General features: G+C 56.5%; 18 protein-coding genes. All 18 read right to left on the bottom strand.

All coding sequences use genetic code 11. The annotated features are described in order from the left end of the window. Positions 1–139 precede the first annotated feature (139 nt). A complete protein-coding gene (locus ACFWUB_RS00155; RefSeq protein ID WP_020724109.1) occupies positions 140–772 on the bottom strand; it encodes a class II aldolase/adducin family protein in 633 nt (210 codons plus the stop codon). 12 nt (positions 773–784) lie between these two features. Next, positions 785–1,549 (bottom strand): adenosylmethionine decarboxylase, encoded by a 765-nt coding sequence (gene speD, locus ACFWUB_RS00150; RefSeq protein ID WP_020311564.1) that lies wholly within the window; start codon positions 1,547–1,549, stop codon positions 785–787. Between the two features lie 27 nt (positions 1,550–1,576). Beyond that, on the bottom strand, positions 1,577–2,074 hold the full coding sequence (locus ACFWUB_RS00145; RefSeq protein WP_302754882.1) for a metallophosphoesterase family protein: 498 nt from the start codon (positions 2,072–2,074) through the stop codon (positions 1,577–1,579). Continuing rightward, the gene (locus tag ACFWUB_RS00140; protein WP_020311566.1) at positions 2,071–2,661 is read right to left on the bottom strand and encodes an XTP/dITP diphosphatase; all 591 of its coding nucleotides are present in this window, start codon (positions 2,659–2,661) and stop codon (positions 2,071–2,073) included. The genes ACFWUB_RS00145 and ACFWUB_RS00140 overlap by 4 nt, the downstream gene beginning before the upstream one ends. 12 nt (positions 2,662–2,673) lie before the next feature. Next, on the bottom strand, positions 2,674–3,336 hold the full coding sequence (locus tag ACFWUB_RS00135; protein ID WP_292105770.1) for a coenzyme F420-0:L-glutamate ligase: 663 nt from the start codon (positions 3,334–3,336) through the stop codon (positions 2,674–2,676). A 14-nt stretch (positions 3,337–3,350) separates the two neighbouring features. Continuing rightward, entirely contained in the window at positions 3,351–3,893 is a 543-nt protein-coding gene (locus ACFWUB_RS00130) for a hypothetical protein (RefSeq protein WP_020311568.1), read from the bottom strand. A gap of 37 nt (positions 3,894–3,930) precedes the next feature. Continuing rightward, the gene (gene murI, locus ACFWUB_RS00125) at positions 3,931–4,734 is read right to left on the bottom strand and encodes a glutamate racemase (RefSeq protein WP_020311569.1); all 804 of its coding nucleotides are present in this window, start codon (positions 4,732–4,734) and stop codon (positions 3,931–3,933) included. Beyond that, positions 4,724–5,173 carry an acyl-CoA thioesterase gene (locus tag ACFWUB_RS00120; RefSeq protein WP_416183974.1) on the bottom strand — a complete coding sequence of 150 codons (450 nt, stop codon included), beginning with the start codon at positions 5,171–5,173 and terminating at the stop codon, positions 4,724–4,726. Before ACFWUB_RS00120 ends, murI begins: the two co-directional genes overlap by 11 nt. A 261-nt stretch (positions 5,174–5,434) precedes the next feature. Beyond that, complete coding sequence (locus ACFWUB_RS00115; RefSeq protein ID WP_020311571.1) at positions 5,435–5,779, bottom strand: YkvA family protein; 345 nt, start codon at positions 5,777–5,779, stop codon at positions 5,435–5,437. A gap of 11 nt (positions 5,780–5,790) precedes the next feature. Continuing rightward, complete coding sequence (locus ACFWUB_RS00110) at positions 5,791–6,717, bottom strand: hypothetical protein (protein WP_292281939.1); 927 nt, start codon at positions 6,715–6,717, stop codon at positions 5,791–5,793. A 57-nt stretch (positions 6,718–6,774) separates the two neighbouring features. Beyond that, positions 6,775–7,512, bottom strand: coding sequence for an SDR family NAD(P)-dependent oxidoreductase (locus ACFWUB_RS00105; protein ID WP_020311574.1), 738 nt, complete (start codon positions 7,510–7,512; stop codon positions 6,775–6,777). Between the two features lie 10 nt (positions 7,513–7,522). Then, on the bottom strand, positions 7,523–8,311 hold the full coding sequence (locus ACFWUB_RS00100) for a sulfite exporter TauE/SafE family protein (protein WP_020311575.1): 789 nt from the start codon (positions 8,309–8,311) through the stop codon (positions 7,523–7,525). Between the two features lie 68 nt (positions 8,312–8,379). After that, the gene (locus tag ACFWUB_RS00095; protein ID WP_292108035.1) at positions 8,380–9,525 is read right to left on the bottom strand and encodes an MGDG synthase family glycosyltransferase; all 1,146 of its coding nucleotides are present in this window, start codon (positions 9,523–9,525) and stop codon (positions 8,380–8,382) included. A gap of 114 nt (positions 9,526–9,639) precedes the next feature. Further along, on the bottom strand, positions 9,640–9,918 hold the full coding sequence (locus tag ACFWUB_RS00090; protein ID WP_044504084.1) for an HU family DNA-binding protein: 279 nt from the start codon (positions 9,916–9,918) through the stop codon (positions 9,640–9,642). 40 nt (positions 9,919–9,958) lie between these two features. Then, a complete protein-coding gene (gene mazG, locus ACFWUB_RS00085) occupies positions 9,959–10,984 on the bottom strand; it encodes a nucleoside triphosphate pyrophosphohydrolase (protein ID WP_020309729.1) in 1,026 nt (341 codons plus the stop codon). Positions 10,985–11,025: 41 nt separating this feature from the next. Continuing rightward, a complete protein-coding gene (locus ACFWUB_RS00080) occupies positions 11,026–11,748 on the bottom strand; it encodes a hypothetical protein (protein WP_020724023.1) in 723 nt (240 codons plus the stop codon). Positions 11,749–11,849: 101 nt separating this feature from the next. Beyond that, positions 11,850–12,335, bottom strand: a complete 486-nt coding sequence (locus ACFWUB_RS00075; RefSeq protein WP_292260015.1) for a MarR family winged helix-turn-helix transcriptional regulator — start codon at positions 12,333–12,335, stop codon at positions 11,850–11,852. 114 nt (positions 12,336–12,449) lie between these two features. After that, complete coding sequence (locus ACFWUB_RS00070) at positions 12,450–14,183, bottom strand: proline--tRNA ligase (protein WP_302681101.1); 1,734 nt, start codon at positions 14,181–14,183, stop codon at positions 12,450–12,452. Positions 14,184–14,185: the final 2 nt, after the last annotated feature.

Here is a 14,185-nt window from a genome sequence, read left to right as displayed (position 1 = left end):
CCTTATCGTAATTCTCACTGAAACAAACAATCCTTTTAATGATACCATGTTTTGCCGTATCCTGTGAAGAGGGACGTCTTTTAATAGCTAGCCGCTGACTGCCAAAAAGGAGCTGTCTTCATGGGACAGCTCCTTTTTTTCACTGCTTCAAATACCAGCTCAAGGGCTGGGCTTTGGCGGCGGGGTTATTTTTTTGTTGGCTGCTGGTGGCAGCGAAGATGAGGGAATCGCGGTACATCTTGGCTACGGTTTCCAGGGTTTCCAGGCGGTAGAAGGCCTGTTCCAGGTCTCGGCCGACGGTGGCGGCGCCGTGGCGTTCCATGAGGAAGACGTCGGCTCCTTCTGCGGCTTCGGCACAGGCCGTGGCCAGTTCTGCCGATCCCGGCGGTGCATAAGGTACGGTCGGTACCGGGCCCAGGACCAATGCCCCTTCGGTGACGATGTCCGGCCGGAAGGGTATGCCGGCTACGGTCAGGGCCGTGGCCGTGACGGGATGGGCGTGGATGATGGCCCGGACATCATTCCGCTTCCGATAAATTTCTAAATGGAGAGCCGATTCGGATGACGCCTTTCCCGTCCCTTCCAGGACATGGCCATCGAGGTCGACGACGAGCAGGTGCTTCGGCTTCAATTCCCCTTTTGGCACGCCGGACGGGGTAATGACGACGGTACCGTCGTCGCGGCGGAAACTGATATTGCCATCACAGGCGGCGACTAGTCCGGCTTCTTTCATTTTCTGTCCGATGCGGCACAGTGTTTTCTTGGTATCCAAGCTCTCGCCTCCTTAGCGCATGGACGGCATGTTGCGGCCGTTGTAGATTTCCAGCATTTCCTGGCGTACCTGGCGGCGTATCTGCTGCTGCTGGCGCGGCGTCAGGTCATCCTTGGTAATATTGAAGAGATAATTATCCAGGTCGAAGTCGTGCAGGACCATCTTGGTATGGAAGATGTTTTCCTGATAGACATTGACGTCGATCATATCGTAGCGGTTGCGCGTGGCCGGGGCGATATAATTCTGGATGGAATTGATGCGGTGGTCGATGAACAGTTTCTTTCCGTTCACATCGCGCGTGAAGCCGCGGACGCGGTAATCGAGGGTGACGATGTCCGAATCGAAGCTGTCGAGGAGATAATTCAAGGCGTTGAGCGGCGAAATACGGCCGCACGTAGACACGTCGATATCGGCCCGGAAAGTCATGATGCCCTTCTGGGGATGGCTTTCGGGATAAGTATGGACAGTCAGATGGCTCTTGTCGAGGTGACAGACGACATCGGCATCGTGCACTTCTTCTTCGGAAATGAGGATGGTAACGCTGGCCCCCTGGGGGTCATAATCCTGGCTGGCGACGTTGAGGACGTGGGCGCCGATGATGTCCGCCACGTTGCGCAGGATCTGGGTCAGCCTTTCCGCATTATACTGTTCATCGATGTATTCGATGTATTGACGGCGCGACTCAGGGCTGACGGCATAACAAATATCATACATGTTGAAGCTCAGGGTCTTGGTCAGGTTATTGAACCCGTAAAGCTTGAGTTTATTCGTTTTCATGAATCTCATCATCCATTTCTGCTGGAATTACCGTTCGATTTGATGAAAGGCCACGTCGGTAATGACGCCGTCATCGATGGACACGATGGCATACGTCCCCTCCCGGCCATCCCGGGGCAGGCCGATACTGCCGGGATTGACAACCCACATCTCTCCGTCCATTTTGGCGAAACGGCGGTGCGTATGGCCAAAGACGACGAGGTCCGCCTGATTCTGACGGCCCAGTTCGACCAGCTTCTGCCAACGCCGTTCGCCATACCACTGACAACCGTGGATGGCGACGATGCGAACGCCGCCGACGGTGACGCAGCGGCATTCTGGATCATGGGTATGAGTCATATAATCATTGTTGCCCAATACGGCATAGACGGGAACCCCCGTATAAATAGCCAGGTCTTCGCCATCATCACAGTAGTCGCCGCAGTGAATCCAAGCCGCCACGTCAGGCGCGTCATCGGCCATGCGTGACAGACATTCAAAACGACCATGGCTGTCACTGACCAGGCCGACGCGGACCATACTCATGACAAGGCCTCGACGAGCTTCTTCAAGGCTTTGCCGCGGTGGCTGATGGCGTTCTTCTCTTCCATGGTCATTTCAGCCATGGTCTTTCCCTTTTCAGGCACGTAGAAGAGCGGGTCATAGCCGAAACCATTGTCGCCGGCATAGAAGTCGCGCAGGACGCCGTCACAGCTCCCTTCAGCCGTCACGATCCGGCCGTCAGGCCAGATGAGGACGAGGGAACAGATGTAGTGGACCGTCCACTGTTCCGGCGGAAAGGCGGCCAAGTCGGCAATGAGCTTCTGATTATTGGCTTCATCGTCGCAGTCCAAGCCGGCATAGCGCGCCGAATAGACGCCGGGCCGGCCGCCGAGGGCGTCAGCGGCAATGCCCGAATCGTCGGCCAGGCAGGGCAGGCCGGTGGCCTTCATGTAATACGTCGCTTTGAGCAGGGCGTTTTCGGCGAAGGTTTTCCCCGTTTCTTCCGGTTCAGTAATATCGGCCATGACGTCGTGGACGGAAACTGCTTCATAACCTAACGGTTCCAAGATGCTCTTGAACTCCCGGATTTTTCCGGCATTATGCGTTGCCAGTACGATTTTTTCTGCCACAGGCCTGTCTCCTTAGTCCTTCTTCCGGTTCTTGACGAACTGGGCGTAATTCTTGATAACGACGATAGGTGTCTTCTGAGAAGCATTGCCGAAGGGGTTGTCGATGAGGATCTTGGCGATTTCCTTCGGGTTCAGTCCTTTGCTGTGGCCGAGGACAGCCGAGCGCTTGAGGTCGTTGACGTCAGCGACGACGGCGCCGTAGCAGCCCATGCGCTGTTTGATCTTTTCAGCGACTTTATCCGGTTCGGCCGGGCCGTAGACGATGCATTTATCAAAAGGCGGCATGGTGCCGGTGACATCGTCCGTGAGCGATGCCTGGCGGCATTTGGCATACCATACACCGTTCTTGCCGACGAGCTTGGCCAAGAAGCCGATGAAGAACCAGAACATCATCTTCCATTCGCCTTCGAGGTTCATCGCAGCCTGCATGCCATAGAGGCTGGCCATACTGCCTTCGCCCGGGACGAAGCGGCGCATGAGGCGGGCCTGCCACGACGGCGTCAGTTCTTCCGGACGGGTATAGCGGCGCTGGGTAATGGCGACGACGCTTTCGGCCGAGCAGACCAAATCGTCCGGGCCGACGATATCTTTTGCATATTCTTCAATGACGTCGACAATATCATCTTTATCCGTAAGGATTCTCGTTTTTACAGGTACTAATTCTAATTCTGCCATCTCGTTAAAACCTCCTAGTTCTGTTCCAATGCGTGCTGTACTTCCGAAGCCTTCAGGGTGATGCGGGCTTTATGGATGTACCATTCGCTGCGGGAAACGACCTGGTATACCAAATCGATGGGCATGTCAGGGAAGGTCTTCAGGTCTTCGCGGATATTGCCGTCTTTGCTGACCAGGGCGATAGTGACGCGGATCATGCCCTTGTCGCCAGGGTTGAAGATGACCGATTCCCAATAGTTGTCATCGCGTTCAGCCGCTTTATTGGCCAGCTGGGAATGGACGATGACCTTGTCGTACTGTTCGCGGGGCAGCAGGGTCCGGGGATAGAAGTCCATGATCGTACCGAGCTGACGGCCGGCGTTGTGGAGGGGGACTTCCGTTTCAAAGACAGCCGTATCCTGGGTCATCTGTTTCAGTTCAAACGGTTTGCGGCGACGGGCTTCGATGACGAAGCGGGCATCGCCCTGCCGCCAAGCAAAGAGGCGGAATAAAAGGTACAAGACAGCGACAATGCCGATGACGGCAATGACAACATTGAGTAAGACATAGAAAAACACGACGCAAGACTCCTTTTATATAATATTTTGATAACCATTAAGTGAGGGAAATTTCTTCAGCTGTAAATTCATTGGCCGGGATGAGGTGCTGGGCCAGGCGGGAGCCGCGGCCGCTCTCTGCGGTAAAGCACAGGCGGAGAGTCCCCGGTTCCGGCTGCTTGTTGAGGAGGCCATCCTTTTTCAGGACGTCCAATGTTTCCAGGGCCATTTCATGAGCCGGGTCGACAAAAGCGATGGAATCACCGCAGAGTTCTTCAAACAAGGGCTGGACGAAGGGGAAATGGGTACAGCCGAAGATGCCCGTATCGGCACCGGAATGAAGGACCGGTTCCGTATAGCGCTTCAAAGGCTCGCGGATTTCCGGGCCGTCGAGGACGCCCCGTTCGATGAGATTGGCCAGGGCCGGGCAGGACTGCTCGACGATTTCGATGTCCGGGTCCATGGCGGCGGCGACTTTGCGATGGCTGTGGTTGGCAATCGTGAGCGGCGTGGCAAAGACGGCAATCTTCTTGGTCGCGCTGATTTCCCGCGCTGTCCGCAGGCCCCGGCTCATGCCGATGAGGGGATACGGTACTTCCTGGACGACCGTATCATAGGCGACGGCCGTCACGGTGTTGCAGCCGATGGCGACGAGCTTGACGCCCTGGGCCGTCATGAAGCGCAGGATATCCCGCGTATAGGTCAGGATTTCTTCCGGCGTCCGCGTCCCATAGGGATTGCGCTTGGTATCGCCCACGTAGATGATGTTTTCGTGAGGCAGCAGCATCCGCAGCTTGGCGACGACGGTCAGGCCGCCGACGCCGGAATCAAAGACGCCGATAGGCTGTTGATTACGTTCCATGGACCCCTCCCCCGGCCTGGGCAGCCGCTTTATCTTCGGCATACATGGCCTGTAATTTCTTATAATCGGCTTCATCGAGGCGGGCGACTTTGCCGCTGTCCTTATGGGCAAAGACGTTCTGCGTCGTCCCCGTCGCCAGCAGGCGGTGGTCATCGTGGTTGACGATGCGGTACGAAAAGACCATCTGCGCCCGGCTCAGCTTGACCAGCCGCGTCTCGATGTCGATGGTATCGGCATAGTTGATGGCACTGATGTACTCGCAGGACACGCTCTTGATGGGATAGGAAATACCCTGGTCCAGCAGGGCGAACAAATCGATGCCGGCAGCTGCCAGATATTCACAGCGGCCGCACTCGAACCAGCGGATATGATTGGAATGGTGGGCAATGCCCATCATGTCGGTTTCATAGAACCGCACTTTTTCAACGACAGTAATCATAAGTTCTTAACTCCTAACTATATGCATCTTACATCATGCACACTCATATTATTTTACGATGAGGAACTATGTTTGTCAAAGGAAAAAGAGGCTGTCCCATAAAGACAGCCGCTTTTTGAGTATTAAGTTTGCAGTTTGTAGTTTTTAGTAAATATTTTTAAATTTAAAGCCATCTTCTACAAACTACAAACTCCCTACTACAAACGATAAGTAAATGGACCGTGCATGATGGCAAAGCCCTTCAGACGGCTTTCCCCGCCTTCACACGCGGACGCGGAAGAACGGGAACATATGACGTACTTTTTCACGGTGTTCCGGCTTGACGTAAGTCCCGGCCAGGCGCAGGGCCGCAGCGACGACGGCGGCATCATCGAGCCAGCCGAAGCCGGCAAAGACATCGGGCACGAAATCAAAGGGCAGAATGACATATCCCAAGGCCCCCATGAGGGCCAATTTGATGAATTTCGGCGTGTCTTCATCCTGCATACAGTAAAAAATCGTCAGGAGCTTCGGCAAAAAGTGGATCTTCCTCCCTGTCTTGTGGACAAAGGTGACGAATTTGCCAGGTGTATAAAAACGTGCAAAAAAGCGCAGTACCTTCCACATGGGCCTTCACCTTACTTCTTATCTTCCAAAGGGATTTTGGCATCTTCTACGGCGGCTTTCACCTTGTCTTCGACAGACGCCGTATCGCCGTCTGCAGCCGCTGCCGTTTCCGGTTCGGCAGCTGCCGTCGTTTCAGCCGTGGCTTCGGCTGTTTCCACAGTTTCGGCAGTTTCTGCCGTTCCTTCTGCCTTTTCGGCTTCACCGGCCTTGGTTTCTTCGACCTTTTCTTCTACGATTTCATCGACCAGGTCGTCGTGATGGCGGACGGTGTGATAGAGTTCTTCCCCTTTTTCCTTGACGTCCTGGAAGCGGTCCTTGGCGACGCCGCCCCATTTCTTCATGAAGTCGATGGTTTCATCGCCGAGGGGGACGTTCTTCAAGGGATTTTCCTTGAGTTTGTCGACTTGTTCCCGAGCCTTATCCTTCCATTCGCCCATCATGTCGACGTAGGGACCCATGTCGGTAGGCATGCCGTCCTTGAGCCAGCGCTGGGTGACGCGGCCCAGGCTGTAAGTGATGCCGACGGCGACAGGTACCTGGATGGCGCTGAAAGGAATGATCGTCGTCAGCAGGCTGCCGGCGACGCGGCTGCCGACGGCGCCGAGGAAGGCGATGAGGGCCCGTTCGCTCAGTTTGACATCATAGACCTTGGCAATGCGGCTGACCAGATAGACTTCGTTGGCCATGAGGGCGACGGTCCCGACGAGCGGCGCAATGACGATGGCACCGGCCCGGGCTGCAGCCCAGCGGCACAACATTTCGACTTTCACGTCTTTGTCTTCTGTCGACTCTTCCATGGCCTTGACGACACTGGCTGCGGCATCGTCGGCCGGCTGGGACTGGGCCTTCATGTCGGCCAGTTCCTGTTTCAATGCGGCGATTTCTGCCTGCAGTTCTTCTACAGTCTTGGCTTCTTCTTTGTATACTTCTTCTGCCATAACAAACACCCCATTCTTTAACGTATTAAAATTTATACTCTATATTTTCCCATGTTTCTACCAGCTTGTCAAACCCCCATCGACAGGAAGTGCCACGCCGGTAATGAACGACGCGTCATCGCTCAAGAGAAAGGCGATGGCCTTGGCCACTTCATCGGGCCGGGCCAGTCGGTACAAGGGATACTGCTCTTTCATGGCATCCCGCGTCGTATCGGGATGGTCCCGGAGCTGCTGCTCCAGCATAGGCGTTTCCACGTCACCGGGACAGACGCAGTTGACCCGTATCTGGTGCGGTGCCGCTTCCAGGGCCAGGGACTGGGTAAAGGCCACGACGGCGCCTTTCGTCGCCCCGTAGAGAGCGCAGGCGATGTTGCCCTGGAGACCGGCGTCGCTGCTGACGGTGACGATACTGCCCGGCCGGCGCCGCAAGTGCGGCAGGGCATAGCGGCAGAGCGAGATTGTCCCGAAGACATTGATGGAAAAGAGGCGCTGCATGTCGGCAGGCGTGACATTTTCCAAGAGGCCTTGTTCATAGACGCCGGCCGACGTGACCAAACCGTCGAGGCCGCCGAAGTGAGAAACCGTCTCTTCGACCATCCGGCGGCAGTCGTCGTCGCAGGCCACGTCGCCCTGGATATACCAGGTCCGGTCCGGCGCAGACAACGCCGCCAGGGCGGCCTCCCCTTTTTCCCGATGGCGGCCGCTGATGGCGACGTTCCAGCCCCTTTCCAGTAAGACCGCCGCTGCCGCCAGGCCGATGCCCGACGTGCCGCCGCTGATGAGTACCGTATCCATAGCGTCCCTCCTACATAATACCAAAATAAGATAAGCCCAATTTGCCGATGAGGACGACTGTGACGGCCAGCATGACCAGGCGGACGAAGCCCGTACCCCGGCGGATAGCCAGGCGGGAACCGAAGAAGGCGCCGGCAAAGATGCACAGGGCCATGGCGATGCCGTAGACGTAGAGGATCTGGCCCCACCAGATGAGGAGGACGAAGGACGTCACATTGCTCATGAGGTTGAGGATCTTGGCATTGCCGGCAGCCGTGACGAAGTCGAAGCCCAAGGCCGCAAAGCCGACGATGAGGAAAGTCCCCGTCCCCGGCCCGATGAAGCCGTCATAGAAACCGATGGCCGAGGCCATGACCAGGGCGGCCAGGACGTTCTTCCGGGTATTGCCGCTGTACGTGCTGGCAGCGCCGAGCTGACGCTGGCTGAAGACGAAGACCGCTGCCGCGATGAGGGCGATGATGATGATGGGCTGGAGCCATTCGCTCTTCAAGTGCAGCATGACCAGGCAACCCAGGATGGCGCCGATGAAGGTCCCCGGCAGGATCCGCTTCAAGAGGCTCATGTCGACCTTGCCAGCCCGCCAGAACTGCCAGGCGCTCATGACGGCGCCAAAGGTCGCGGAAAATTTATTAGTCCCAATGGCCAGGTGCGGCGGCAGGCCGGCTGCCAAAAGGACGGGCAGCGAGATGAGGCCGCCACCGCCGGCGATGGAATCGACGAAACCGGCCAGGAAGCCGCCGGCCATGATGAAGAGCAGCAGCGACGCCGACAGGGTCGTATGAAAAAGTTGGAATTCCATGAAAAAATTACTCCTTTGGGAAAAAAACTCCTCTTGCTTCGCAGAGCGAAACCGAGGAGACCCTTTTCTCAGTGTTCATATATCAAGTCCGCCGCCGTTCCCGCTGTCTGGGGCCGCAGAAGGCGGACGATTTCCTTGCCGATGATCCGCGCACCGTCGCGGTGGCAGTCGAGGCTGGCTTCGGACATGGCTGCCAGCTTATCGGGATGTGTCAACAGGTCCGCTACGACGGAAACGAGGTCTTCCTGCTTCTTGACCCAGCGGGCACAGCCTTTGGCCTGCATGTACGTCGCATTGGCTTCTTCCTGGCCCGGGATGGGACTATAAAGGACCATCGGTACCTGGACGGCGGCCGCTTCGGTACAGGTCAGGGCGCCTGGTTTGGTGACCAGCAGCGATGCCTGGCACATGAGCTGGGGAATCCGGTTGGTATAGCCCAGGATGTTGACGTCGTGATGCAGTTCGCTGCGCATCTTGGACAGTTCGTCATAGAGATCGGCATTGTAGCCGGTGACGACAGTGAAGCTGTCGACGGCGTCGAGGCGGTCGAGGAGCGTCAGGGACTGTTTGATGGAACCCATGCCCAGGCCGCCGCCCATGATGAGGACGTTCTTATCCGCCTTATGGGCGGCATCCCAATGCCAGCGTTCCTGTTCAAAGGCCTTGCGCACGGGGATCCCGGAGACGACGATCTTGCCGGCATCGATGCCCTGTTCGACGAGCAGGTCCTTGAGCTGGGACGCGGCGACGCAGTAGACATCGATCTGAGGATAGACCCAGAGCTGATGGATGGCAAAATCGGTGATGACGCCGACCAGGGGGATATCGAGGCGGTGCTGGCGCTTGAGGAGTGCTGCCGCCCCTGCCGGGAAGGGATGGGTAAAGACGAGGACATCGGGCTTCTTTTCGGCCAATACCCTGAGCATCCGCCGCTTGAGGCCCCAGGCAAAGAGCGTCTTGACGACGAGTCCCTTCTTATATCCTTGTGACGAATAGTACATCAAATCGTACAGCATGGGAAAGACATCGAGGATCTTGATGTACGTTTCCTTGACGATGTTGTCGATAGACAGGACGTCGTTGGACAGGAAATCCAGGTGTTCCACTTCACATTCTTCGGGAATGGTCTTGACGTATTCTTCTATCGCCCGTGCTGCCTGTGTATGCCCCGTACCGATGGATGCGGACAGGATCAGGACTTTCTTCTTTGTCATGCATGATACCCTCTTTTATAAACAGCATTAGTCTAGTAGCTCATACTACTATGGTACGACAATTTGCAAGAAAAGAAAAGGGCCGTTTTTCATGCGGCCCTTCGGAATCGTACCTTATTTGTTGTTGACCAAATCTTTGAGCTGTTTGCCAGCTTTGAAAGCCGGGGTCTTGGATGCTTCGATCTGAATCGGTTCGTTGTTGCGCGGGTTGCGGCCTTCACGGGCTTTACGCTGACGGACTTCAAAAGTGCCAAAGCCGATGATCTGTACTTTATCACCCTGGGTGAGGCTGTCGCTGATAGCTTCGAATACAGCTTTTACAGCTTTTTCAGCGTCTTTCTTGGTCAAATCGGATTTCTGTGCGACTGCAGCGATTAATTCTGTTTTGTTCATGATACTAGGTCCTCCTTTAAATCGTTACATCTGCGTAACGCTAACTGTCTGTATTTTCCTTCTGCCGTTCTATCTGTTTGGCTTCCTGCCAGAACGAGTCGAGCTCATCCAGCGAAAAAGCATCCCACGGCCGGCCCGACTGGCGGACCCGGTCCTCTACGTGAGCAAAGCGGCGTCGGAATTTACAGTTAGCCCGATGTAACGCACATTCCGGCTCTATATGATAGTGTCGGCATAAATTTGCAAAGACAAACAGGACATCCCCAGCTTCTTCTTCGGCGTGGACGGAATCTCCTTCGCCAAGGGCCTGACGGAATTCCTCCCATTCTTCATGGAACTTATCCCAGACGCCCTGGACATCGGGCCAGTCGAAACCGGTCTTAGCCGCTTTTTCCTGAAGTTTATCTGCAGCCAGGAGCGACGGCAGTCCGGGAACGACGCCGTCCAGCAGGTGAGCATGCTGCTGGCGTTGTTCGCCTTGCTTTAATCTATCCCAGTTTAACATACTCGTACCTATGTTTTCAAGGCTTTTTTGGCTAAAAACGTAGGGATGGCGCCGAATCATCTTATCTGTGACGTCTTTTACGACATCTTGAGCCGAAAAAAGGCCTTTTTCCTGGGCGATGCGGGCGTGGATGGCGACCTGATAGAGGATGTCCCCCAATTCCTCGCGGATGCCCGCTACGTCGTGGCTGTCGATGGCATCGAGCATTTCATAGACCTCTTCGATGAGGTAGCGGCGCAAGGTCCGATGGGTCTGGGCCCGGTCCCAGGGGCAGCCGTCTTCGCGGCGCAGGCGCGCCGTCACGTCGACGATGGGCGTTACGTCGAAGGGCATGGCCTCAGCACCGTCCCCCTGCCGCTTCCGGGCCTCTTCGATGAGACGGCACACGGCCTGGGCCATCGCCGGTCCACCCGGGACGGTATGGACGACGGCATGGAGGCGGCTTTCGCGCAGCAGCAGCTCAACGATGGGCGCATAAGTCTCGGCAAAAGACTGGCCGTCCTGGCCATACGAATCCAGGGGCTTGTCGTCGCTCCCCAGCGGGATGATCTTGATTTCCATAGCAGTTCCTCATTTCCCGGCAAATATGCCTATGCCTGTCATTATAACACGGAGTCCGTCATTTGTCGCGGCCTGGCAGGAAAAAGGGCGTCCCACAGGGCCTGGCGGACATACGGGCCATAGGTTCCCTTGAGTATCGCCCCCGGCCCCTGACAGGCCGCCGTGACGATATCTGATAGGATTCGGGCCTGGGCAGCTGAAAAAGCGCTATGCCTGCCGGCCAATCCATGCAGATTCCGGAGGGTAAAGGCCGCCCGTTCATAGTCTTCCTTGACGATGAGCCAGCGCACCTGGAACAGGGCCTGTACATCGCGGTGAAAGCGGCGCAGGCCGCCGCAGCGGTCCCACCAGTCATAGAACCGCTCCTCCTGTCTGCGGCGCAGGCTCAGGCGCAGCAGGGCCACAGACGGGCGCAGATAGTGCTGGCGGTCATACGTGCCGGGAGGCTGCCGCTGCTGGAGCTGCCGGGCCCGGTCGTAATAGCCCTCGGCCTGGTCATAGGCCCATCGGGGGCGGCTGGTCAGCGGCCATTGACCGACCCGTTCCAGGAGGACGCCCAGGAGATAGGGATATACCGGCTGGTCCGGCTGCTGTCGGCAGGCCGCGAGCAGTTCCCGGACCATACGGCGGCAGCGGCAGATCCGGCCGGCCTGGCCCTTCGCCTGCCCCAGGGGCAGGCCATAGAGCAGAGAGATTTCTTCCAACAGAGATGAGCGCAGGGACAAGTAATGGAAGTCCTGGCGGAAGTGATGAGTCGGATACATGGGCAAACCTTCTTTCTTTTTCCATTTGCCCCCAGTGTAACAGGGAAAAATGAAAAAAACCTGAAAAGCAGTGCTTTTCAGGTTAAAATTTGCTGAGAAAATCATTTCTGGCTCAGTTTCGTCAGCAGGCGGATGAGTTCGGCCTGTTCGTCCTCACTGAGGCGGTTCATGAGCGTCGAAATGCGCAGATAATGGCCGGGCAGTACTTGGTCCATGAACTGGCGGCCCTGGGCCGTGAGGCTGACCTTTTTGCCCCGCTTGTCTTCCTGATCGATGACGACCGTCGTCAATCCGTCGCGGACCATGCGCTTGACCATGGTCGTAATCGTCGCCCGGGTCACGCCGGTCTTCTCAGCCAGCTGTGACGGTGCAATACCTTCCGGGCTCTGGTGCAGGACGATCATGACCCGCAGTTTCCCCTGGGACAAGTGGTATTGCTTGGCCAGGACGTCGTTGATGGACGAGCGGATGATTTCAGCGGCCTGGGAGATGCGCAGCATGGCCAGGACCGCCGACGGTTCGATTTCCGGAATGATCCGGGCGTGTTTTTCCAATTCTTCCCGCGTCGGGAATGCTTCAAATCTCATACGTCTTCCCCTCTTTTGATTAGCTTGCTAATTAAAATTATAAGATAAAACGAGGAAAAATACAAGCATTTTTCCTCGTTTTACGGAAATATTTTTATAACATATGCGTTCGATTTACATATTCTTGCTACGCAGGTCAGCTAAGATTTCCTGGACGCGGGCGACGGCCTGGTCGATAGGAACGACTTCCTGTTCGCCAGTCCGGCGGATCTTGATTTCGACAGTGCCTTCGGCAGCGCTCTTCTTGCCGACCGTGACCCGGACGGGATAGCCGATGAGGTCGGCGTCGTTGAACTTGACGCCAGCCCGTTCATTACGGTCGTCGAGGAGGACGTCGGCCTTGGCAGCCTGCAGGGCCTGATAGAGGTCACCGGCGATGCGGACCTGATCCTGATCTTTGCTGCTGACCGGGACGATGGCCACTTCAAAAGGCGCGATGGCGACAGGCCACATGATGCCGTGTTCGTCGTGGAACTGTTCGATGGCAGCGGCGATAGTACGGGTGACGCCAATGCCGTAGCAGCCCATGACGTAGGGTTTGGCCTTGCCGTTCTGGTCGAGGAAGGTCGCATGGAGGGCTTCGGAATACTTCGTGCCCAGTTCAAAGACCTGGCCGACTTCGATGCCGCGGACGATTTCGACGGGTGCACCGCAGTGCGGGCATTTGTCGCCGGCGACCATGTTGCGGATGGTCGTGACCGTCACGTCTTTGAAGTCCCGCGACGGATTGACGTTCTGATAGTGATAGCCGGCCTTATTGGCACCGGTTACGCCATTGGGGACGTTCATGGCCGACGGATCGACGAGGACGAAGAACGTTTCATTATCCGGTTTATCGGCACCCATGGGGCTCATGTAGCCCGGCTGGAGGCCGTGGGCCTTCAATTCGTCTTCCGTCGCCGGTTCGATGACATTGCCGCCGACGAAATTCTGGACGGCGACGTCATTGACTTCATGGTCGCCGCGGACCATGCAGAGGACCGTCTTTTCGCCGTCGATAATGAAAGCGACGGCTTTGATCGTCTTTTCGACGGGAATGTGGAGGAACTGGGCCAGGTCTTCAATGGTCGAGCAGTTCGGCGTTTCGATGAGTTCTACATCTTTGGCGTCTTCTGCCGGCATTTCGATGGCCTGAGGAACGGCTTTTTCAATATCTGCTGCATAATCGCACTTCGAGCACGATACGATTTCGGCTTCGCCGGCCTGGGCCAGGGCCATGAATTCATGGGTGTGATTGCCGCCGATCTGGCCGCTGTCGGCTTCGACGGGCTTGAAATTCAGGCCGCAGCGCGTGAAGATGCGCGTATAGGCATCGTATTCATCCTGATAGCTCTTGTGCAGGCCTTCTTCGTCGACGTCGAAGGAATAAGCATCTTTCATGACGAACTCACGGCTGCGCATGAGGCCGAAACGCGGGCGGATTTCGTCGCGGTATTTATTCTGCATCTGCCACAGCGTGACGGGCATCTGCTTGTACGAGCGCAGTTCATTGCGGACCAGGGTCGTAATCAATTCTTCGTGTGTCGGCCCGAGGCAGAAATGATTGCCATGGCGGTCTTCGAGTTTGAACATTTCCGGGCCATAGGCATTCCAGCGGCCCGATTCATGCCAGATTTCAGCCGGCTGCATAATGGGCATCATGATTTCCTGGGCGCCGATGTTGTTCATTTCTTCGCGGACGATGGCTTCGATCTTGAGTTCGACCCGGCGGCCTAAAGGCAGGAAAGAATACAAGCCGCCGCCGTTCTTGCGGATCATCCCGGCTTTCAACATATACTGATGGCTGGCGATTTCGGCGTCTGCCGGGATTTCCCGCAGCGTCGGACTATACAATTTCGATGCTAACATGA

Origin of the sequence: Megasphaera sp. (assembly GCF_047831605.1) — a bacterium.
Lineage (GTDB): Bacteria > Bacillota > Negativicutes > Veillonellales > Megasphaeraceae > Megasphaera > Megasphaera intestinihominis.
This window is presented reverse-complemented; position numbering and strand designations above follow the sequence as displayed.

Coding starts and splice junctions, on each gene's coding strand:
- murI (WP_020311569.1), bottom strand. CDS start 4,734: ATGGAACGTAATCAACAGCCTATCGGCGTCTTTGATTCCGGCGTCGGC.
- ACFWUB_RS00090 (WP_044504084.1), bottom strand. CDS start 9,918: ATGAACAAAACAGAATTAATCGCTGCAGTCGCACAGAAATCCGATTTG.
- ACFWUB_RS00100 (WP_020311575.1), bottom strand. CDS start 8,311: ATGGAATTCCAACTTTTTCATACGACCCTGTCGGCGTCGCTGCTGCTC.
- ACFWUB_RS00145 (WP_302754882.1), bottom strand. CDS start 2,074: ATGAGTATGGTCCGCGTCGGCCTGGTCAGTGACAGCCATGGTCGTTTT.
- speD (WP_020311564.1), bottom strand. CDS start 1,549: ATGAAAACGAATAAACTCAAGCTTTACGGGTTCAATAACCTGACCAAG.
- ACFWUB_RS00135 (WP_292105770.1), bottom strand. CDS start 3,336: ATGGCAGAATTAGAATTAGTACCTGTAAAAACGAGAATCCTTACGGAT.
- ACFWUB_RS00075 (WP_292260015.1), bottom strand. CDS start 12,335: ATGAGATTTGAAGCATTCCCGACGCGGGAAGAATTGGAAAAACACGCC.
- ACFWUB_RS00070 (WP_302681101.1), bottom strand. CDS start 14,183: ATGTTAGCATCGAAATTGTATAGTCCGACGCTGCGGGAAATCCCGGCA.
- ACFWUB_RS00120 (WP_416183974.1), bottom strand. CDS start 5,173: ATGATTACTGTCGTTGAAAAAGTGCGGTTCTATGAAACCGACATGATG.
- ACFWUB_RS00105 (WP_020311574.1), bottom strand. CDS start 7,512: ATGGATACGGTACTCATCAGCGGCGGCACGTCGGGCATCGGCCTGGCG.
- ACFWUB_RS00115 (WP_020311571.1), bottom strand. CDS start 5,779: ATGTGGAAGGTACTGCGCTTTTTTGCACGTTTTTATACACCTGGCAAA.
- ACFWUB_RS00080 (WP_020724023.1), bottom strand. CDS start 11,748: ATGTATCCGACTCATCACTTCCGCCAGGACTTCCATTACTTGTCCCTG.
- ACFWUB_RS00110 (WP_292281939.1), bottom strand. CDS start 6,717: ATGGCAGAAGAAGTATACAAAGAAGAAGCCAAGACTGTAGAAGAACTG.
- mazG (WP_020309729.1), bottom strand. CDS start 10,984: ATGGAAATCAAGATCATCCCGCTGGGGAGCGACGACAAGCCCCTGGAT.
- ACFWUB_RS00095 (WP_292108035.1), bottom strand. CDS start 9,525: ATGACAAAGAAGAAAGTCCTGATCCTGTCCGCATCCATCGGTACGGGG.